The following is an 18,311-nucleotide window of genomic DNA, read 5'->3' as shown; positions in this document are numbered from 1 at the left end:
CGAAATTTCTACGATTCGACCATCTTCACAAACAGCAATCGAATCGTCATGAACAACAAGCGAGTTTCCGTTCTGGGCCTGGGCTCGATGGGTTTCACCATTGCTCAGCTCTATCTCGATCAGGGCTACGAAGTCACGGTGTGGAACCGCACGCCCGGCAAGGCCGATGCGCTGGTCGCGAAGGGCGCCGTGCTGGCGTGCGACGCAAGCGAGGCGTTGCGCGCGAGCCGCGTTGCGGTGATGTGCGTCTACGACTACCGCGCCGCCGATGCGATCCTGTCGGAGCAAGGCACGGCCGCCGCGATGGATGGCCGCCTGCTGGTGCAGCTGACCACCGGCAGCCCGCAGGACGCACGCGACGCGCAGGTATGGGCGCACACGCACGGCGCCGCGTACCTCGAAGGCGCGATCCAGGCCGCGCCGGACCAGATGGGCCGGCCCGATACGCCGCTGCTGGTGTCTGGCGAACAGCACGTATTCGACGAGGCCGAGCCGTGGCTGAAGGTGCTGGCCGGCGGCATCGTCTACCTGGGCGAGAAGGCGAGCGCCGCGGCGGCCATGGACCTCGCTACGCTCTCCACCATCTACGGCACGATGCTGGGTTTCATCCACGGCGCGCGCATTGCCGAGCACGAAGGCTTCGACGTGGCCGAGTACGGTCGCATCGTCGCGGGCATCATGCCGACCTTCGCGGGCTTTCTTCAGCACGAGGGCTCCGTCATCCAGTCGGGCGATTTCAGCATCTCGCAGAGCCCGATGCGCATCTCGGTCGAGGCAACGCAGCGCATCCTGCAGGCGGCGCAGGCGTCGGGCATCAACACCGAGTTTCCGGCCTTCGCCGCGGGACTCTTCCAGCGGGCCGATGCGGCAGGGCTCGGCGGGGAGGAGCTCGCTGCGTTGATCAAGCTGCTGCGCGCTTGAAAGGCATCGGCATGGCTCAAGCCCATGTCATGAACTGGATGGCACGCAGCACATCGGCCTCGCGCTCCATGAAGAAGTCGGTGTGGTTGCTGTTGTCGAGGGTCAGCCGGTTCGGGGTGTTGAGCGCCGCCACGAGCTGGTTCGAATTCGTGATGGCCGCGCTACGGATCATGCGCACGTAGTCCGAGGCATCTTTCTGCGTCTTGGCATCGAGCGGCAGTTCCAGCCACGGGAACATGTCGCGGGTGTCCGCAGGCAGGGCGGTCACGACCAGCGAAGGTGCGCGCACGGCCTTGTAGTCGGGCGAGAACGAGTGGGCGGCTGTTTCCATGGCGTCATTCACTTCGCTGGGTGTGTTGAGACTCACGCTTCCGTCGGCATGGATGTCGAGGCTGTCGCGCAGGTTCGCTTCCAGCACAGGCCACCAGTTCTTCGAATTGCGGCGGGAGAAGGCGATGGCAGCCTGCAGCGAGCGGCCGTTCTCCGGCTTCGGTTTGGGTTCTTCGAGCAGTGAGTTCGTCGGTACGTCCTCGCCGCCACTGTCTGCGCCCACCGTGTAATCGAAGGTCGTGTCGAGATAGATCAGGCCCTGCGTCCGTTCGGGATACAGGCCCGCGAAGCGCGTGAGCTCGTTGCCTGCGATCGAATGGCCGCCCAGCACCGCGCGCCGTACGCCGAGGGCGTCAAGCACGGCCTTCAGGTCGGCCACGAGCGTGTCCACCTCGTAGTACTGCGTGGCGGTCTTCACGGGCAGCGGCTTGTCCGAGAGGCCGTAGCCGCGGCGGCTGATCGCGATCACGCGCGACTTGGCGGCCAGTGCGGGTGCGAGGCCGTCGAAGCTGCGCGCGTTGGCGCCAAGCCCGGGCAGAAATACAAAGACCGGGCCGGTGCTGCGGGGCGGCTGCCAGTCGCGCACCTGCAGCGAGACTTCGGGCGAGCTCGAGACCTTGATACGGCGGTCGATGACGGAGACTTTGCCTTCGCCACTGTCGTTCCTTGGGCTTCCATCGCCAACACCCGGGTTGGTGTTCGGGGGGGCATCCGGGTTGGCACCTGGGCCGGCAGCGGCGGGAGCAGCAGGACTGGCATCCGTGCCAATGCCGGGCCCGATGCCAACGCCGCCGCGGCCGCCGCCACCACCGCAGGCGGCGAGCCCTGCAGCACTGGTCAGTGCCATGGCATGGAGGATGTCCCGCCGCCGGAGGCGGTTGCGATCCGGCTGGTCGCGAGGGGCCAGGAGGGTGGGCGATCGATTCACGTCGGTGTTCCGTTTCTGTGTGGTGAGGAGTCGCTCCAGTGTCCGGGCCCCACCTGAAGGGCTGCTTCGGCATTCATGAAGATTTCCTGAAGTGCTTCACCGGCGTGTCGCTGATACTCCGGCCACATTCCGGAAACGGAGTGGTTCGTTCACGTGGAGGCTCATGAATCTCTTGCTTGTTGAGGACGACCTTGACCTGGGCAACGGCGTGCGCATCGCGCTGGCCAATCAAGGCATGGATGTGGTGTGGGTCCGCAGACTCGACGACGCCTTGCGCACCCTCGACGGCGGCACCTTCGACATGGTGCTGCTCGACCTCGGCCTGCCCGACGGCGATGGGCTCGACCTGCTGTTCCGCCTGCGCCGCGACCGGCAGATATTGCCGGTGCTGGTGCTGAGCGCTCGCGACGCGCTGACCGACCGGCTGCGCAGCCTGGACGACGGCGCGGACGACTATCTCGTCAAGCCCTTCGCGCTGGCCGAGCTGCTGTCGCGCGTGCGGGCGCTCGCGCGGCGCAGCTACGGCTTCAACGACGAGACCATCCGCATGCGCGGCCTGGCGCTGCACGAGCCCACGCGCGGCGTGATCGTCGATGGCGAGCCGGTGGAGCTTTCGCGCTGCGAGTTCGACCTGCTGGCCTTGCTGCTCAAGCGCACCGGCCGCGTGGTCACGCGCCGCGTGATGGAAGAGCAGGTGCTGCCCGGTGGCCAGGCCAACGGCAGCAATTCGCTCGAAGTGCACATCTCCAACCTGCGCAAGAAGATCGGCCAGGGCTACATCCGCACGGTGCGCGGCATCGGCTACGTGATCGACGTGCAGTCGCTCGTGCGGAGCACGCAAAAATGATGCAGGCGCTGGCGCAGCGCTGGAAGAACTGGAAACAACCTTCCCTGATGCGGCGCCTGCTGCTGGCGCAGATGGGCGTGGTCGCCTTGCTGTGGACCATGGCCATCGCGCTGCTGCTGTACGACTCCTACGACGACCCCGAGCTGCTGAAGTTCGACAAGATCTTCCAGTCGGTGATTGCAATCGCGAAGAACACGGCCGACCAGCCCGACAAGCAACAGGAAACCCTGGCCGCCTTCGAGGCTGCGCTGCTCGAAACCATGGGCGACGGCGACGCCGCTTCGGACACCTCGCCGGTGCTGCAGGTCTGGCAGGGCGACAAATTGATCTATCGCTCGACGGCGGCCGTGCCTGTCATTCTGAATACCGTGCCGAACCGCGTCGAGACCGTGAAGGCGGGCAACCGCGAGTGGCGCGCGCGCACGCTGGCCTCGCCCACCTCGGACGTTCGCGTGATGCTGGCCGAGCCCAGCGTCTGGCGGTTGACGGTCACCGTGATGTACCGCGGCTACTACCTGCTGCCGCTGGTCATCAGCTTGCCTTTTCTGGTGTTTCCCGCGTGGCTGTCGGTGCGCCTTGCGCTGCGGCCGTGGCGCCGGGTGAGCCAGGAAACCGCAGAGCGCGGGCCGGCCGACCTCACGCCGCTGTCGTACGCGCCGCCGCACAAGGAACTGCAGCCGCTGGTGCAGAGCATCAACAGCCTGCTGCAGCGGGTGCGCGACAGCACTTCGCGCGAGCGCAGCCTGATCGCCGATGCCGCGCACGAGCTGCGCACCCCGCTGGCGGCCATGCGAGTGAATGTGGAGGCGCTGAAAGAGCAGAGCACCGACGAACAGCAGCGCGAGCTCATGGGCAATCTGCTGCGCAGCAACGACCGCGCGGCGCGGCTGGTGGGGCAGCTGCTGCAGCTCATGCGCAGCGACGCGGTTTCGGACAACGCGCTACCCGTGATGCTGTCGCTCGACGCGCTGGTGCAAGACCGGCTGGCCATGATCGAAGGGCTGGCCAGCGCCCGCAACGTCGAGCTGGAACTGGTGAGCGAAGACCGCGTGCCGGTGCTCGGCGAGCGCGAAAGCCTGGTCTCGATGATCGACAACCTCATCAACAACGCCATCAAGTACAGCCCGCCGGGGAGTACGGTGGTCGTGCACGTGGCGCGCGAAGGCACGCAGGCGCTGCTGACGGTGGCGGACCAGGGCCCCGGCATTCCGCCTGCCTTGCGCGAGCGGGTGTTCGACCGTTTCTTCCGCAACCCCGACCAGAACCAGAGCGGCAGCGGGCTGGGGCTGGCCATCGTCAAATCGGTGGTCGACCGGCACGGCGGCGAGGTCGCGCTTGGTGAAACCGCGAACGGCGGCCTGCTGGCCACCGTGCGGCTGCCGCTGGCCATGGCCGATACGCCGCAGCCAATGCTCTGCAGCTGAAACCTCGCCCGGCGCACGGCCAAAGGACCAGGGCAGGGCCAATTTGGTGCAAAGAATTACACTACCCGGTGCTGTTTACAGGACACTTTCCAAATGAAGTGGGTCATTCTTGCCATCTTCGCGCTCAGTGCGCTCTACGTTCATTTCCGCGGCCAGGTGCGGCATCGCTTCTTCAGACAGCTCTCTGATCACTCGACCTTCCTGGCCCCGCTGAACGTCTTCATGTACCTTTTCTCGAAGGTGCCGGGTACGCCGTACCTGTCGCCCGCGCAGTTCCCCGAGATGCGCGTGCTCGAAGAAAACTGGGAAGTCATCCGCGAAGAAGCGCTGGCCATGCGCAATGGCGGCAGCATCAAGGCGTCGAGCCAGTTCAACGACGTGGGCTTCAACTCCTTCTTCAAGAGCGGCTGGAAGCGCTTCTACCTGAAGTGGTACGACGAGGCGCATCCCTCGGCCGCGGTGCTGTGCCCGCGCACCACAGAGCTGCTCAAGGGCATCGGCACCATCAAGGCCGCGATGTTCGCCGAGCTGCCACCGGGCAGCCGCCTCGTGCGCCACCGCGACCCCTTCGCCGGTTCGTTGCGCTACCACCTGGGCCTGTGGACGCCGGGTGTCGAAGGCTGCTACATCGACGTGGACGGCCAGCGCTATCACTGGCGCGACGGCGAAGCCGTGGTGTTCGACGAAACCTTCATCCACTACGCCGAGAACACGACCGACCACGACCGCGTGATCCTGTTCTGCGACATCGAGCGCCCGCTGAAGTACCGCTGGGCCAGCGCCGTGAACCGCTGGTTCGCGAAGAACCTGCTGGCCGCCGCCAGCTCGCCCAACGACGCGGGCGACAAGACGGGCGGCATCAACCGCGCCTTCAAGTACATCTACCAGATCCGCGTGATCGGCAAGCGCCTGAAGGCTTGGGACAAGCGCGTGTACTACCTCGTGAAGTGGGCCATCTTCGGTGGCTTGGCCCTCTGGATCTTCTGGTAATGCCGGCTTTTCACGGCTTTCGCTGAAGGCCGAAGGCGGTTGCGAAGGCCTCTGCAACCGCCTCGACATTGCGGCTGCCTTCGTCCGAGTTTCGCCAGACCAGCGAGAGCTTGCGAAACGGAGCACGACTTCCCAGGCCCACTTCGCGCACCGCATAGGCATCGACCAGCGGACGCCTGGGCTGCGGGACGACGGAAACCCCCAGGCCCTGGGCGACCATTGCAACGATGGCGTCCATCGAGCGCAGCTCCATCACACAGCGCGCATCGGGTTTCAGGCTGCGCACGTATCGCGCGGCGACGCGCCCTCCCGAAAGAGACAGGTCGTAGCCGATCCAGTCGTAGGCTTCCAGCAGTTGCCTGACGGTTTTACCGGAGGCATTCGGCGGCGCCAGCAACACGTAGGGCTGGCGGTGCAGCTCCCGCCAGACCAGCCGGCGCGAGCCGCCGGCTTCCGGCCTGACGAGCAACGCGACGTCGAGCCGCGCCGCCTTGAGCTCCGAGATCATTTCGTCGCTGTCGTTCAGCGGGGGAACCACCACATCCAGCGACGGATGCTTCCGGCGAAGCTCATGCAGCGCCTGCGGCAGCACGTCGCTCTGCATGCTGGTGATCACGCCGACCCTGATGCGGCCCGCCACTTCCACCACCGGGCGGGAGCGAAGCATCTGCAGCCGGTGGGAGAAGTCGCCCACCGCGCTCACTACCTCATGGGCAAAGGCCGTTGGCGCCACCACGCGGGTGGAGCGGTCGAACAGCGGCTTGCCGAAATACTGCTCCAGCTGCTTGACCTGCAGGCTCACCGCGCTCGGGCTGCAGCCCACGACGCCGGCCGCGGCGGTGAAGCTGCCCTGTTCGAGGATGGTGCGCAGGGTGACCAGCATCGTGAGATTCATGAGAAATCCTCACAGTTGATATTTGTATATCTCGCTTTACTCATTTTATGGCGGGCCTAGGATTCGCTGAATTCATTCAACCTGCCCGATCGGAACCACCCGCTCATGAACGACATCCGACGCCATCGTCTCGCGCGCGCCAGGAGCCTGGCATGCACCTTGGGGCTCGCGCTCGCCGCAGCTCATGCGACCGCCGCGGCGTGGGTGCCCGAGCGTCCCATTCACCTGGTCTCGCCGAGTCCCCCGGGTGGGGGCACGGATGCCGTCTGCCGCCTGCTTGCGGCCAAACTGGGCGAGCAGGCCAAGTGGCAGGTCGTCGTCGACACCAAGCCCGGTGCCGGCAACAACATCGGCCTGGAGTTCGGCGCGAAGTCGCCGCCCGACGGCTACACCGCCGTGCTGGGCGAAACCAGCAACCTTACGGTCAACCAGTTTCTCTACAAGAAGCTCAGCTTCGATCCCTCGAAGGACCTCGCGCCGGTTGCGCTGGTCGGCACGGGCGTGTCGGTGCTGGTGGTGAATGCCTCCAGTCCGTACGACAGCCTTGCTTCGCTGCTGGCGGGCTCGAAGAAGAAGCAACTTGCGTACGCATCGTCCGGCAACGGAACCGTCGGGCATCTGGTGGCCGAGAACCTGCGCGTGACGGCGGGAGCCAACGTTTTGCATGTGCCTTACAAGGGCGGTGGCCCGGCCATGACGGACATGCTGGGCGGGCAGGTCGACTTCTACATCTCTTCCCTCGTTTCGGCGCTGCCGCTCATCAAGGACCACAAGCTGCGGGCGCTCGCCGTGACTTCGGGAGCGCGGGATCCATCGCTGCCTGACGTTCCCACCTTCATCGAGAGCGGCTTCAAGGGCTTCGAGTACTACACGCTCTACGGCGTGGTGGTGCCCGCGAAGACGCCGGAGAACATCGTCCGGACCATGAACACGGAGATCAACCGGGTGCTCGATTCGGCGGATGTCCGGGCCAACCTCGCCGCGCGCGGCATCTACGTGCGGACCGGAACGCCGGAAGCGTTCAATACATTCCTGAACAGCGAGAGAAAAAAATGGGCGGAGGTCGTGAAGGCGACCGGCGCAACTGCCGAATGACCCCAGACAGCATGTATCCGCCGGTGGACCTTCGCAGCGACACGGTGACGCTGCCCACAGAGCAGATGTATGACCGCATCGCCTCTGCTCCTCTCGGCGACGACGGGCTCGACGGTGACCCGACCGCGCTGGAGCTGGAGGCCGAGGCCGCCCGACTGCTGGGCAAGGAGGCCGCGCTGTATGTCCCGAGCGCAACGATGGCCAACCTCCTTGCCATCCTCGCCCAGGCCGGGCGGCAGGAAGTCGTGCTTGCCGAAGCGGCATCGCACATCTACGTGACCGAGCGCGGCGCGGCCGCGCTGACCGGGTCGTTCTATCAGGGCATTGCCGGCGTCGACGGCGCCATGGACCTGGGCTTGCTCGCGCAGGCCTTGGGGCCGGGCCGCAACAAGCTGCGCACCGGGCTCGTCTGTCTGGAAACTTCCCACAACAACGCCGGCGGGGCGGTGCTGCCGCTCACCCACATGCAGGCGGTGTTTGCAGTGGCCAGGGATGCGGGCGCTGCGGTCCACCTGGACGGCGCACGTTTGATGAACGCGGCAGTGGCACTGGGCGTGCCAGCTGCGGAGATCACGGCCTTTGCCGATACCGTTTCGCTGTGCCTGTCCAAGGGCCTGAGCGCGCCCATGGGGGCCGTGCTTGCCGGGCCGGCGGACACCATTCAGCGTGCCAGGTGGCACAGAAAGCTGCTCGGGGGCAGCCAGCGCCAGGTCGGGATCGCCGCGGCCGCGGGGCTGGTTGCCATCACCACCATGGTGGGCCGGCTTGCGGACGATCATGCGGTCGCGCGCCGCCTCGCTCACAGAATCGGCCAGCTCCGTGGGCTTTCCGCCAACGAGCCGCAGACCAATATCGTGCAGGTCGACGTGAGCGCCACCGGGCTCGACGCGGCTCAGTGGGAAGCCGCGCTGCGCAAGCTGGGCGTGCTGGCCCGGACTTGGGGCAGGCACAAGCTGCGCTGCGTCACCCATCGTCATACGGGCGAGCGCGAGATCGATCTGGCGCTGGAGGTTTTCAGGGCCGTCGCCGCGAGCGCTGCTGCTTGACTGTCTGGTGTGCTGGGGCTCAGGCCTCGGTCCACACCAGCCAGTCGCGTGTGGTACCGGCCCAGCTCACGGCGGCCGCGAGCAGCGTGCCGCCGAGCACGTCGAGCAGCACGTGCTGTCGCGTTGCCAACGTCGAGTAGACGATGCCGAAGGCCCACAGCAGGTTCAGTACGCGCAGCCATGTGGGCGCTTGCACGCTGCGCAGCTGGCGCTCCAGCAGCACGGCCGTGAGCACCGCGAACGCGACGTGCAGCGATGGAAACGCATTGCCACCCACGTCGGTGGCCTTGAGAAACTGCAGAGCCGGGTACTGCGCCCAGTCGACCGCAAACACCGGCACCGTCGTAGGAAAGAGCCAGAACACCACGAGGCCGACGGCGGCCATGATGGCGGCGTCGCGCGCACAGGCCCAGAGCTCTGCCTTGTCCTTCGCGAAGGCCGGCGCCAGCGAGATGTAGAACCACAGCGAGCCGTAGAGCACCATCGCGTCGTCGCTCACGTCCACCCAGTGGTCGAGCCGCGTGAGCGGCATCACCATCGGCTCCGATGGTGGGTTGTGCATCACCCAGAAGTACACGACGAAGAAGCCCGAGATGCCGACCGTGGTGCCGATCATCTTCACCACCCAGAGCGTGGCGATCCGCTGGCCCAATGCCACGTACCAGGGTACGAAAGGATGGGGGGAGGAAGTCGCCGGGCGGGAGGTCATGCAGTGCTCCAGCTTATGCAGCTGCATTGCGTGAACATTGCGCTTTCTGCAATGAGCTGCAATGAGGCCTCTCCTAGAATGGCCCGCTTCTTTTTTGCACACAGCCCTTGCTGCACCCCTCATGAGAATCCTGCTCGTCGAAGACGAAGTCGACCTGGCGCAAGCCCTGGCCTCGGCGCTGCGGCAGAACCAGGCGGTGGTTGACGTGGCGAGTTCGCTGCGCGAGGCCGAGGAGGCAGCGTTGTCGGCGCAGCACGACGTGATCGTGCTCGACCGTGGCCTGCCCGATGGCGATGGCCTTTCGCTCGTGGCCTTCCTGCGGCAGAACCACATCGCCACCGCGGTGCTGGTGCTCACGGCCATGACCGACGTGGCCGAGCGCGTGCTGAGCCTCGACGGCGGTGCGGACGACTATCTCGCCAAGCCCTTCTCGATGGACGAACTGATGGCGCGCGTGCGCGCACTGGCGCGACGCCCAGCAGTGCGCGCGAACCTCGTCATGACGCTTGGGCAGCTGCGCTTCGACCATCACACGCGGCAGGCCCATGTGGGCGATCTTTGCCTCACGCTGCCGCGACGCGAGCTGCTGGTGCTCGAGGCACTGCTCGAACACCGTGGTCGCACCGTGCTGCGCGAGGCCATGCAAGACCGTGTGTACGGGCACAAGGACGAGATCCAGTCGAACGCGCTCGACACGCATGTGTCGCGGCTGCGCTCCAAGCTCGACAAGGCCGGTGCGCAGGTGGAGATCCATGCAATTCGCGGTGTCGGCTACCTGATCTGCGCCGCCCGCATGGCGGCATGACATGACACTGAGCCTGCTCTCGCTGCGCTGGCGGCTGATCTGGAGCCTGATCCTGTTGCAGGTGGTGGTCGGCTCGCTGGTGATGGGCGGCTTTCTCGGGCTGGCCTGGGTGCTGGGCCGCGTGGTCGACGAGACCGGGCAGGAGACCGTCACCGTGATCCAGCGCGCGCTGGCGCGCGGCCCCGATGGGCAACTGGTGGTCGAGCCGACGGCGGAAGTGCAGCGCCTGCAGAAGGCCGATCCGCCGTTCTGGTTCATCGCGCGCGATGCCCACGGCTCGGAAGTGCGCAGCGGCGACGTGCCGCCTGCCTATTCCGCGCTTTTCAACGCGCTCGGCGACATGGAGCGCATGGCCCTCAACCCCGAGGACGACAACACCCGGCCCAAGGCCCGCTTCGAGCGCGCGGAAACGCGTGCGGGCCTGGTGGCCGTGATGGTGCAGACCGGCGGCCCGCTGACGGTGAGGAACACGCTCAAGGGCACGGGCATCGCCTTTCTCTTTCTGGTGGCGCCGATGGCGCTGGTGACCTGCCTCGGCGTGATCCTGGCCACGCCCTTCGTGGTGAAGCGCGGCCTCAAGGGCGTGGTGGCTACGGCCGAGCATGCCGAGAGCATCGACGTGCACGAGCGCACCACGCGCTTGCCGCTGGCCAACGTGGCCAGCGAAATCCGCCCGCTGGTCAACGCCGTGAACCGTGCCTTCGACCGGCTCAACGAAGGCTACGACCGGCAGGAGCGCTTCCTCGCTGACGCCGCACACGAGCTGCGCACGCCGATCACCACGCTGCAGATCCATCTCGAAGGACTGCAGGACGGCCCGCTCAAGGTGAAGCTGATGCAAGCCTCGGCGCGGCTCGCCACGCTGGCCGAGCAACTGCTCGACCTCCAGCGGCTGGACCACGTCGCGGTGCACGACCAGCAGCAGGTCGACCTGAAGGCGCTGTGCGAGCGCGTGGCGGGCGACATCGCGCCGCTGGCGATCATGAATCGTTGCACGCTGTCGGTCGATGCGCCGCAACCGTTGTGGGTGCGCGGCGATGCGCCCTCGCTCGAACGCGCGCTGAGCAACCTGATCCAGAACGCCATCGAGCATGGAGGGCAGGGCTGCGACATCCAGGTGCGGCTGTGGGAGCCATCGGGCTTCGAGGTGCTCGACTCCGGACCCGGCATTCCGGCAGCGGACCGCGAGCGCGTGGTGGCGCCGTTTCACAGGCTCGTGCCGCGCGGGCGCGGCGCGGGGCTCGGGCTGCATCTCGTGGCCGAGGTTGCGCGCCTGCACGGCGGGCAACTCACGATCGGGTCGAGCGAGTCGGGCGGGGCGAAGATGCGGCTGGAGCTGAACCTCGACGCATGAAGATCTGCCCGCCATGAACGCCATCGACCGGCTGCCCGAACCCACGAACCTTGCCGGCGCGCAAGCGCTCATCGCGCGCGTGCAGGCATTGCTCGATGCCGCAGGGCTTGCGATGCGCGCACCGCCGCCCGAGCCCACAACCTGCTGCGGTCGCGGCTGCAACGGCTGCGTGTGGGAAGGCTGGCTCGCTGCAGTAGCCTACTGGCGCGACGAGGCTTCGCTGCTGCTCGGTTGATGGCTCAAACGATGCCGGCACCAAGGGCCGGAAACACATCGCTGAACAACAAGCCGATCAGCTGCTGCCCGGCGGGCGTGGACCAGTCTTGCGCGATTTCCGCCATCAGCGTGTTGGTGGCGGTGAGCACCACGCCCGCGTCGTGCATGCGCTGGCGGGAAAACTCTTCGGACAGATCGCTGGGCGAGCCCGATGCATCCATCACGGCCTGCACGGCAAAGCCTTCGACTGCGGCGTCGATGGCCGGGAAGATCAGGCAAACGTCGGTGGTGACGCCCGCCATGATCAGCTGCTTGCGCCCGGTTGCGAGCACTGCGTTGCGGAAGTCGGGATAGGCCCAGGCATTGACCACGCCAGGGCGCTTGATGCGTGCAGCGTGCGCTTCGGGCAGGATCTCGGCGATCTTCGGAAGGATCGGGCCCTGGGCGTGGTCTTCCTGGCTGGACGTGATCACGGTCGGGATGTTGAGGATCTTTGCCATCTTGGCCAGCGCAATCGACTGCTTGGCCGCGAGTTCGCTGTCGATGTTCTTGATCAGTTGCATCGTGCCGACCTGATGGTCTATCAGCAGCAAGGCGGTGTTGTCGGCGGTGAATCGTTCGATCTTCATGGTGTAGCTCCAGTTCGGCTTCTGCCTCAGGCAGCCTCGGCCGCAGCCAGCGCCGGATAGTCGATGTATCCCTTGGCGGTCGGCGGTGCGAAGAAGGTGCTGCGGTCGGCTGCGTTGAGCGCGGCGCCCACGCGGAAGCGCTCCGGCAGGTCGGGGTTCGCAAGGAAAGCGCTGCCGAACACTGTTGCGTCGGCCTTGCCTTCGTACAGTGCGCTTTCGGCGCTGTCCTGGGTGAGGCCGCCGCCGATCAGGTATGCGCCTTCGAAGCGCGGGCGCAGGAGGGCGTGGTAGTCGAACTGCGCACCGAAGAGGGTGACATGCAGATAGGCCAGACCCCAGCCGCGCAGTTGTTCGACCAGGTAGGCGTAGGTCTCCTGAGGCGCAGCATCCGTGATGCTGTTGTAGTTCATCTCCGGCGAAATCTTGATGCCGACGCGGTCGGCGCCGGCCTCTGCGGCCATCGCATCCAGCACATCCAGCGCAAAGCGGGCGCGGCCCTCGACTGAACCGCCGTAGATGTCCTGGCGCTGGTTGCTGCCGGAAGAGAGGAACTGCTCAGGCAGGTAGCCGGAGGCTGCGTGCAGCTCTACACCGTCGAAGCCGGCCTCAAGCGCGCGGCGGGTGGCCTGGCGATAGTCTTCGATGACGTCGGCGATCTCGAGCAGGCTCAGCTCGCGGGGCGTGACGAAGTCGACCTGACCGGCAGGCGTCCACGCCTGGCCCTCGGGCTTGATGGCCGAAGGCGCCACGGGCGTCGCGCCGTCGAGCAGCGAGGGGTGCGAGATCCGGTCGGTGTGCATCAGCTGCATGAAGATGCGGCCGCCGCGGGCGTGCACGGCCTCGGTCACCTTCTTCCAGGCTGCGACCTGTGCCTCGGTCTCGATGCCGGGCGTGTGCACGTAGCCCTTGCCCATTGCGGACGGGAACACGCCTTCGGAAATGATCAGGCCGGCGCTGGCGCGCTGGGCGTAGTAGGCGACCGTCAGGTCGCTCGGGACGCCGTCGCCGTCGGCGCGGGAGCGGGTCATCGGGGCCATGACGAGGCGGTTTGGCGCAATGTAGCGGCCGATGCGAACGGGGGTGAACAGCTGGCTCATGGTGAATTCCTTGGGTTGTGCGGTGCGATGGACGCATCTTTGATTAATCTGCTGAAGAGATAAATACGTCAAAATGGCTTTCATTGATCCATAAATGGCGCAATCAAGATGGAACTGTTGAACGACATGGCCTTGTTCGTGGAGGTCGCCCACGCGAGGAGCTTTCGCCGCGCGGCCGATGCCTCGGGCGTGCCGAGTTCGACGCTGTCCAGGCGAATCAACGGACTGGAGAAAGCCATCGGCCTGCGGCTCTTGCATCGCACGACACGCAAGGTCGAGCTGACGGAGGCGGGGCAGCTCTACTTCGAGCGCTGCTGGCGCATCGTCGAAGAAGCGCGCATCGCTCACGAGCAACTGGGCGAGATGCTGGCGCAGCCCAGCGGCGTGCTGCGCGCGTCGCTGCCGGTGGACTTCGCCACCATCTACATGGCACCCCTGGTCGCGGAGTTCGCTCGTCGCTACCCCGGCATCAGCTTCGAGTTCGATCTCACGCCGAGGCGGGTGGACCTGGTCACCGAGCCTTTCGACGTGGCCATCCGCATGGGCGAACTCGCGGACTCGAACCTGATCGCCCGGTTGCTCGCGCGGCTACCCGTTCAGGTTTATGCCTCGCCCCGCTACCTCGAGCTGTCCGGCGAGCCAATGCACCCGAGCGATCTGGCGCGACACGAGTGCCTGGGCCTTCCCAAGGCAAACAAGTGGACGCTGCAGCGCGAAGGAGAGGTCGTCGAGGTCGAGGTGGGAGGACGGTTTCAGGTGAACAGCGTCGGCATGTTCCGGCGCCTGGCGACCCTCGACCTGGGCGTGATCCTGCTTCCGCAGGAGATCGCTTCCGAAGATGTCGCGGCAGGTCGCCTGCGACCGGTGTTGCCGCAGTGGCACGGCACCCCGACTTCCGTCTATGCGCTCACTGAAACCCGCCTGCTGCCCGCAAAGACTCAGCGCTTCGTCGAGTTCCTGCATGAGCATCTGGGGCAGCGGCCTCGCGGGGCCGAGTGAGCAAGGGGCACTCGCGTTACTTCGGTGAATCTCCCGTTGGCGCCGTGTCCTTCAGGTGCTCCAGGAACCATCGCCCGGCTGGTCCTGGCGGCAGGTCTTTGCGGTACACGGCAAACATGGCAATCGGCGGTGTGGTGGGTTGAAAGGCCTTCAGCTGCAACCGGGTCAGGAGCCCTGACTCGATGTCGCTGCGCACCATGGCAAGCGGCATGTGCCCCCAGCCAAAACCCGCGCGAAGAAACGCATGCTTTGCGCCCAGGTCTGCGAGCCGCCATATCGATGAAGTGAACACGCCGAAGGTCTTGCCGCTGGTCAGCGAGGTGCGGTCCGTCAGGACGAGTTGAACGTGCTGCTCCAATTCCCGCGACGCGATGACGCGTTTCTGTGCGGCCAGCGGGTGAGAGGAGGCAGTCACCGTCACCATCGGAACGTCGAGCAGTTTCTCGGCATCGAGCTCCTCCGGAACGAGGGGCATGGACCCCATGATGCCGATCCTGCAGCCGCGCTGGAGCACCGGTTGCGCCACGGCGCCCAGTGCCTCGACATAGAGGCGCAGCGGCGTGTGCGGAAACGCGGCCCGAAAGAGACCGACCGCCACCGTCAGCGAGTCCATGGGGTACATGACGTCGACCACCACCGACAACTCGGGTTCGAGCCCTTCGGAGATCGTGCGCGCAGTGGCCTTGAAGCCGTCCATGCCGTGGACCACGGAGCGGGCCTGCGCAAGCAGAGCGGTGCCTTCCTCGGTGAGCTTCGGATAGCGCCCGCTACGGTCGAAGAGCTGCACATCGATCTGCCCTTCGAGGTTGGCCAGCGTCTGGCTCACCACCGACTGGGCCCGGCGCAGCCTGCGCCCGGCGGCCGAGAAGCTGCCCTCATCGGCGGCCGCAATGAAGGTGCGCAGTTGATCCATTGAAACGCCGTCCAGCATCTATCGCTCCCATCGATGAAACTCCCGGGAAAATATCTGCTTCCCCGTTGGGTGTCCAGCCGGGTTGCCAGGATCGATGCGTTCACAGGATCAAGGCACGAGGATGATCGCCCCCGACTTGCGCCGGGCCGCGATGTCCTCGTGCGCCCGCGCCGCTTCGACGAGCGGATAGCGGGCCACGTCGAGCGTGCCGAAGACACCCTTGCGGTACGCGTCGAACACCTCGCCGGTCGCCTGGGCCACGGCACCTTGCACGTGCTGCGCCATCGGCCCGCCCACGATGCGAACGCCGCGAGCGGCAAGGCCCGCCCGGTCGATGTCTGGCGCCCCGGAAGCCGCGCCGATGGTGACGATGGTTCCGCCATCGCGCACGGCCGCTGCCGATGCTGCAAAAGTGGCCTTGCCGACGAACTCGTAGACCACGTCGACGCCTTCGGGCGCGATGCTGCGGATCTGTGCGGCAAGATCGGCGTCGCCAGAGAGCAATACGTGATCGATGGTGCCCTCGAGCGCTGCTCGCTTCGACTGCGAGCCCACCGTTCCGATGACGGTGGCGCCTTTTGCCTTGGCCCAGCGCGAGATCATGGTGCCCACGCTGCTCGAAGCGCCTTGCACCAACACCTTCTCTCCTGCCTTGAGCTGATGGAAGCCATTCAGCCCGGCCCAGGCAGTCAGGCCCTTGGTCAGCACCGTGACGGTCTGTTCCGAAGAGAGATCGTCAGGCACCTTGAGTAGCGCGGCTGCATCGACCAGGCGCACCTGTGCGTAGCTGCCCGGCGCGAGGAAGTAAGCCATGCGATCGCCGACCTTGACGTCTGTGACGTCCGGCCCGATGGCCTCGACGATGCCGGCGCCCTCGACCCCAGGCACCGAGGGCAGCGAGACGGGCATCACGCCCTGGCGAAAAGCCGTGTCGATGAAGTTGACGCCGATGGCCTCGTGGCGCAGGCGAACCTGTCCGGGCCCCGGCATGCCGACGTTGTCGTCCTCGACTTGGAGGACTTCGGGAGAACCGTATTGATGGAAGCGGATGGTGGTGGTCATGTCTTTCTTTCGGGTCAAATCACGGCGAGCAGGCCGCCATCGACGAGCAGCGCAGTGCCCGTCACATAGCTCGACAGGTCCGAGCCCAACCACGCGACGGCGTCGCCGATCTCGGAAGGTTTGCCAAGGCGCCGCAGTGGCGTGCGCAGGCGAAAGCCTTCTGCAGCCTCTGCAATGCCGGGGCTCGTTCGCAGCAGGTGCGTGTCGATGGTTCCCGGGGCGACTGCATTCACACGGATGCCATCCGGCCCCAATGCATCGGCCAGCGACTTGGCCATCAGGACCACGCCGCCCTTGCTGGTGGAGTAAGCCACCGTCATGCCCGCGCCCGAGATGCCGCCCATGCTGGCCATGAGAACGATGCTCCCGGCCTTGCCCCGTGCCTTCAGGCTGCGGGCTGCCGCCTGCGCGCTGAACAGCGTTCCGTCGAGGTTGATGCCCATGAGCCGGCGGTAGTCCGCCTCTGCAACGTCGAACCCGTCGGCGCGCAGCGTGATGCCCGCATTGGCGACCATCACATCGACGCCGCTGAACTCGTCTGCTGCTTTCAGAAGATCGTCGACCTGTGCCCGCTGGCTGACGTCTGCGCGATGAAAGCGCGCCGGCACGCCCAGCTCCTCGATCTCCTCCATCGTGGTGCGGCCTCCTTCGCGGGGCTCTGGCGTCACGTCCGAAACGATCACCGCCTTGGCTCCGTGCTTCGCGGCCTGCACGGCCACAGCCTTGCCAATGCCGCTGGCAGCGCCGGTCACGACGACCACCTTGTCCTGAAGAATGTTGGTGTTCATGACTTGTCTCCTGCGGCGCGGGGCCATGCATCCAGCTGTTGAAGCACGGAGAAGAGATTGGCAACACCCCAGTGCTCCGTGATCTTTCCGTTCTGCACGCGCATCGCGTCCACGGTTTCGAAATGGATCGCGCGGCCGGTCGGCGCAATGCCGAGGAAGGTTCCCTGCTGCGTGCCGTGATAGGTCTTGTAGGTGGTGACGACATCGCCATCGGCGCGTTGCCAATGGATTTCGGCGTGAAAGTCGGGGAACGCCTCCCGCAGGATGCGATACAGGCCCAGCGCACCGGCCTTGTCGGGCGTGCAGTTCGGCTGTGGTGTGTGGTCGAGGAAGTCGTCCGAGAAAAGCTCGTTGAACAAGGCCCAGTTGCCGCGCCCTTGCACTTCTTCGGTATTGCGGCGAACGACGGCCTTTGCCATCTCGCCTGCATTCAAATTGCTCATGGTGTTGCTCCTTGTCGGTTCGGTTTGTTCAAAGTTCGAAGCCGCCGATGGTCATTCCACCGTCGACGACCAGCATCTGGCCCATCACATAGCTCGCGGCATCAGAAGCCAGCCACACGGCGGCGGCTGCCACCTCCGCGGGATGGCCGCCTCGCTTGGCAGGAATCGCGGTGGAAACCAGCTTCGCGAAGGCCGGGTTCTGGTCGCTCGCGACCTTCACCATCGGCGTTTCCGTCCATCCGGGGGCGAGGGCATTGACCCGCACGTTGTGGGCGGCGTTTTCCATCGCGGCAACGCGCGTGAGGCCGTGCACGCCGTGCTTGGAGGCCGCATAGGCGCTCATCCCGCCGGGGCCCGTCAATGCGGCCACGGAGGCCGTGTTCACGATGGCGCCGCCGCCACTTTTCTTGATGAGCGGCAACTCATGCTTCATGCCGAGAAAGACGCTGCGCAGGTTGACGGCGATCACCCGGTCGAAGTCTTCGGTCGGGTAGTCCTCGATGCGTTGCGCCTTGCCGGTGATGCCGGCGTTGTTGAAGGCCACGTCGAGCCGGCCGGCCTCGCGTTCGATGCGTGCGATGGCGTTGGCCACTTCTTGCTCGACGGCCACATTGGCGATGAGCGCGCGGGCCTTCCCGCCGATCTCGGTGATGAGATCGACGGTTTCGGCAAGGCCGTGCTCGTTCAGGTCGGCGGCATACACAAGACCCCCTCGTGCCGCGAAGGCCTTGGCAGCCTCCCGGCCGATGCCGGAGCCCGCACCCGTGACGAGTACGACCCGTCCTGCAAAGTCGTTGGAGACCATGTCTTTCTCGCTTCT

The 18,311-nt window shown here is 66.0% G+C and carries 20 protein-coding genes; 10 read left to right on the top strand and 10 right to left on the bottom strand.

The window, feature by feature from the left end:
• Positions 1-48: 48 nt before the first annotated feature.
• Positions 49-921, top strand: coding sequence for an NAD(P)-dependent oxidoreductase (locus ACTG4X_RS25965; RefSeq protein WP_440532265.1), 873 nt, complete (start codon positions 49-51; stop codon positions 919-921).
• 16 nt (positions 922-937) lie between these two features.
• On the opposite strand, the gene ACTG4X_RS25960 is transcribed toward ACTG4X_RS25965, so the two are convergent.
• Positions 938-2,098, bottom strand: coding sequence for an alpha/beta fold hydrolase (locus tag ACTG4X_RS25960; protein WP_093058109.1), 1,161 nt, complete (start codon positions 2,096-2,098; stop codon positions 938-940).
• Positions 2,099-2,342: 244 nt separating this feature from the next.
• Here ACTG4X_RS25960 and ACTG4X_RS25955 point away from each other — a divergent pair, with 244 nt between their 5' ends.
• The 3 genes from ACTG4X_RS25955 to lpxO all read left to right on the top strand — a co-directional run bounded on the left by ACTG4X_RS25955 (position 2,343) and on the right by lpxO (position 5,440).
• Positions 2,343-3,026, top strand: coding sequence for a response regulator (locus tag ACTG4X_RS25955; RefSeq protein ID WP_093058110.1), 684 nt, complete (start codon positions 2,343-2,345; stop codon positions 3,024-3,026).
• Complete coding sequence (locus tag ACTG4X_RS25950; protein WP_440532264.1) at positions 3,023-4,450, top strand: sensor histidine kinase; 1,428 nt, start codon at positions 3,023-3,025, stop codon at positions 4,448-4,450. The genes ACTG4X_RS25955 and ACTG4X_RS25950 overlap by 4 nt, the downstream gene beginning before the upstream one ends.
• Before the next feature lie 93 nt (positions 4,451-4,543).
• Entirely contained in the window at positions 4,544-5,440 is an 897-nt protein-coding gene (lpxO, locus tag ACTG4X_RS25945) for a lipid A hydroxylase LpxO (protein WP_093058112.1), read from the top strand.
• Between the two features lie 10 nt (positions 5,441-5,450).
• Here the strand turns inward: lpxO and ACTG4X_RS25940 are convergent, their stop codons facing one another.
• Positions 5,451-6,335 carry a LysR family transcriptional regulator gene (locus tag ACTG4X_RS25940; protein ID WP_307616532.1) on the bottom strand — a complete coding sequence of 295 codons (885 nt, stop codon included), beginning with the start codon at positions 6,333-6,335 and terminating at the stop codon, positions 5,451-5,453.
• A 105-nt stretch (positions 6,336-6,440) separates the two neighbouring features.
• On the opposite strand from ACTG4X_RS25940, the gene ACTG4X_RS25935 reads away from it, so the two are divergent.
• Both ACTG4X_RS25935 and ACTG4X_RS25930 read left to right on the top strand, forming a co-directional pair.
• A complete protein-coding gene (locus tag ACTG4X_RS25935; RefSeq protein WP_440532263.1) occupies positions 6,441-7,430 on the top strand; it encodes a Bug family tripartite tricarboxylate transporter substrate binding protein in 990 nt (329 codons plus the stop codon).
• Positions 7,427-8,476: a threonine aldolase family protein gene (locus ACTG4X_RS25930; protein ID WP_440532262.1), complete on the top strand. Its 1,050-nt coding sequence runs from the start codon at positions 7,427-7,429 to the stop codon at positions 8,474-8,476. Before ACTG4X_RS25935 ends, ACTG4X_RS25930 begins: the two co-directional genes overlap by 4 nt.
• A 19-nt stretch (positions 8,477-8,495) precedes the next feature.
• On the opposite strand, the gene ACTG4X_RS25925 is transcribed toward ACTG4X_RS25930, so the two are convergent.
• Positions 8,496-9,185, bottom strand: a complete 690-nt coding sequence (locus tag ACTG4X_RS25925) for a phosphatase PAP2 family protein (protein WP_440532261.1) — start codon at positions 9,183-9,185, stop codon at positions 8,496-8,498.
• Between the two features lie 121 nt (positions 9,186-9,306).
• Here ACTG4X_RS25925 and ACTG4X_RS25920 point away from each other — a divergent pair, with 121 nt between their 5' ends.
• From ACTG4X_RS25920 to ACTG4X_RS25910, 3 genes are read left to right on the top strand one after another with little or no spacing between them, the layout of a single operon-like run.
• Positions 9,307-9,990, top strand: coding sequence for a response regulator (locus ACTG4X_RS25920; protein WP_093058116.1), 684 nt, complete (start codon positions 9,307-9,309; stop codon positions 9,988-9,990).
• Position 9,991: 1 nt separating this feature from the next.
• A complete protein-coding gene (locus ACTG4X_RS25915; RefSeq protein ID WP_097198438.1) occupies positions 9,992-11,344 on the top strand; it encodes a sensor histidine kinase in 1,353 nt (450 codons plus the stop codon).
• A gap of 13 nt (positions 11,345-11,357) precedes the next feature.
• Complete coding sequence (locus ACTG4X_RS25910) at positions 11,358-11,579, top strand: oxidoreductase-like domain-containing protein (RefSeq protein WP_093058118.1); 222 nt, start codon at positions 11,358-11,360, stop codon at positions 11,577-11,579.
• 4 nt (positions 11,580-11,583) lie between these two features.
• On the opposite strand, the gene ACTG4X_RS25905 is transcribed toward ACTG4X_RS25910, so the two are convergent.
• Both ACTG4X_RS25905 and ACTG4X_RS25900 read right to left on the bottom strand, forming a co-directional pair.
• Positions 11,584-12,189, bottom strand: a complete 606-nt coding sequence (locus tag ACTG4X_RS25905) for an isochorismatase family protein (protein ID WP_093058119.1) — start codon at positions 12,187-12,189, stop codon at positions 11,584-11,586.
• A gap of 26 nt (positions 12,190-12,215) precedes the next feature.
• Positions 12,216-13,286 carry an alkene reductase gene (locus tag ACTG4X_RS25900; RefSeq protein ID WP_440532260.1) on the bottom strand — a complete coding sequence of 357 codons (1,071 nt, stop codon included), beginning with the start codon at positions 13,284-13,286 and terminating at the stop codon, positions 12,216-12,218.
• 108 nt (positions 13,287-13,394) lie between these two features.
• Between ACTG4X_RS25900 and ACTG4X_RS25895 the strand changes: the two genes are divergently transcribed.
• Positions 13,395-14,285: a LysR family transcriptional regulator gene (locus tag ACTG4X_RS25895; RefSeq protein ID WP_440532259.1), complete on the top strand. Its 891-nt coding sequence runs from the start codon at positions 13,395-13,397 to the stop codon at positions 14,283-14,285.
• 16 nt (positions 14,286-14,301) lie between these two features.
• Here the strand turns inward: ACTG4X_RS25895 and ACTG4X_RS25890 are convergent, their stop codons facing one another.
• The 5 genes from ACTG4X_RS25890 to ACTG4X_RS25870 form a co-directional block, all read right to left on the bottom strand.
• Positions 14,302-15,216: a LysR family transcriptional regulator gene (locus tag ACTG4X_RS25890; RefSeq protein WP_440532258.1), complete on the bottom strand. Its 915-nt coding sequence runs from the start codon at positions 15,214-15,216 to the stop codon at positions 14,302-14,304.
• Positions 15,217-15,306: 90 nt separating this feature from the next.
• Entirely contained in the window at positions 15,307-16,260 is a 954-nt protein-coding gene (locus ACTG4X_RS25885; protein ID WP_093080574.1) for a quinone oxidoreductase family protein, read from the bottom strand.
• Between the two features lie 14 nt (positions 16,261-16,274).
• A complete protein-coding gene (locus ACTG4X_RS25880; protein WP_440532257.1) occupies positions 16,275-17,048 on the bottom strand; it encodes an SDR family NAD(P)-dependent oxidoreductase in 774 nt (257 codons plus the stop codon).
• A complete protein-coding gene (locus ACTG4X_RS25875; RefSeq protein WP_440532256.1) occupies positions 17,045-17,491 on the bottom strand; it encodes an ester cyclase in 447 nt (148 codons plus the stop codon). Before ACTG4X_RS25875 ends, ACTG4X_RS25880 begins: the two co-directional genes overlap by 4 nt.
• A gap of 28 nt (positions 17,492-17,519) precedes the next feature.
• Positions 17,520-18,296, bottom strand: coding sequence for an SDR family NAD(P)-dependent oxidoreductase (locus ACTG4X_RS25870; RefSeq protein WP_440532255.1), 777 nt, complete (start codon positions 18,294-18,296; stop codon positions 17,520-17,522).
• Positions 18,297-18,311 lie beyond the last annotated feature (15 nt).

This window comes from Variovorax sp. YR566 (assembly GCF_051992195.1).
GTDB lineage: Bacteria > Pseudomonadota > Gammaproteobacteria > Burkholderiales > Burkholderiaceae_C > Variovorax.
Note: the sequence above shows the minus strand (reverse complement) of the source record. Positions and strands in the feature narration are given on the sequence as shown.

What these genes read in the sequence shown, in the direction of transcription:
- ACTG4X_RS25915 (WP_097198438.1), top strand. Translation starts at nt 9,992, where the DNA reads ATGACACTGAGCCTGCTCTCGCTGCGCTGGCGGCTGATCTGGAGCCTG.
- ACTG4X_RS25920 (WP_093058116.1), top strand. Translation starts at nt 9,307, where the DNA reads ATGAGAATCCTGCTCGTCGAAGACGAAGTCGACCTGGCGCAAGCCCTG.
- ACTG4X_RS25950 (WP_440532264.1), top strand. Translation starts at nt 3,023, where the DNA reads ATGATGCAGGCGCTGGCGCAGCGCTGGAAGAACTGGAAACAACCTTCC.
- ACTG4X_RS25955 (WP_093058110.1), top strand. Translation starts at nt 2,343, where the DNA reads ATGAATCTCTTGCTTGTTGAGGACGACCTTGACCTGGGCAACGGCGTG.
- ACTG4X_RS25925 (WP_440532261.1), bottom strand. Translation starts at nt 9,185, where the DNA reads ATGACCTCCCGCCCGGCGACTTCCTCCCCCCATCCTTTCGTACCCTGG.
- ACTG4X_RS25910 (WP_093058118.1), top strand. Translation starts at nt 11,358, where the DNA reads ATGAACGCCATCGACCGGCTGCCCGAACCCACGAACCTTGCCGGCGCG.
- ACTG4X_RS25965 (WP_440532265.1), top strand. Translation starts at nt 49, where the DNA reads ATGAACAACAAGCGAGTTTCCGTTCTGGGCCTGGGCTCGATGGGTTTC.
- ACTG4X_RS25880 (WP_440532257.1), bottom strand. Translation starts at nt 17,048, where the DNA reads ATGAACACCAACATTCTTCAGGACAAGGTGGTCGTCGTGACCGGCGCT.
- ACTG4X_RS25930 (WP_440532262.1), top strand. Translation starts at nt 7,427, where the DNA reads ATGACCCCAGACAGCATGTATCCGCCGGTGGACCTTCGCAGCGACACG.
- ACTG4X_RS25895 (WP_440532259.1), top strand. Translation starts at nt 13,395, where the DNA reads ATGGAACTGTTGAACGACATGGCCTTGTTCGTGGAGGTCGCCCACGCG.
- ACTG4X_RS25890 (WP_440532258.1), bottom strand. Translation starts at nt 15,216, where the DNA reads ATGCTGGACGGCGTTTCAATGGATCAACTGCGCACCTTCATTGCGGCC.
- ACTG4X_RS25875 (WP_440532256.1), bottom strand. Translation starts at nt 17,491, where the DNA reads ATGAGCAATTTGAATGCAGGCGAGATGGCAAAGGCCGTCGTTCGCCGC.
- lpxO (WP_093058112.1), top strand. Translation starts at nt 4,544, where the DNA reads ATGAAGTGGGTCATTCTTGCCATCTTCGCGCTCAGTGCGCTCTACGTT.
- ACTG4X_RS25870 (WP_440532255.1), bottom strand. Translation starts at nt 18,296, where the DNA reads ATGGTCTCCAACGACTTTGCAGGACGGGTCGTACTCGTCACGGGTGCG.
- ACTG4X_RS25960 (WP_093058109.1), bottom strand. Translation starts at nt 2,098, where the DNA reads ATGGCACTGACCAGTGCTGCAGGGCTCGCCGCCTGCGGTGGTGGCGGC.
- ACTG4X_RS25935 (WP_440532263.1), top strand. Translation starts at nt 6,441, where the DNA reads ATGAACGACATCCGACGCCATCGTCTCGCGCGCGCCAGGAGCCTGGCA.
- ACTG4X_RS25885 (WP_093080574.1), bottom strand. Translation starts at nt 16,260, where the DNA reads ATGACCACCACCATCCGCTTCCATCAATACGGTTCTCCCGAAGTCCTC.
- ACTG4X_RS25905 (WP_093058119.1), bottom strand. Translation starts at nt 12,189, where the DNA reads ATGAAGATCGAACGATTCACCGCCGACAACACCGCCTTGCTGCTGATA.
- ACTG4X_RS25940 (WP_307616532.1), bottom strand. Translation starts at nt 6,335, where the DNA reads ATGAATCTCACGATGCTGGTCACCCTGCGCACCATCCTCGAACAGGGC.
- ACTG4X_RS25900 (WP_440532260.1), bottom strand. Translation starts at nt 13,286, where the DNA reads ATGAGCCAGCTGTTCACCCCCGTTCGCATCGGCCGCTACATTGCGCCA.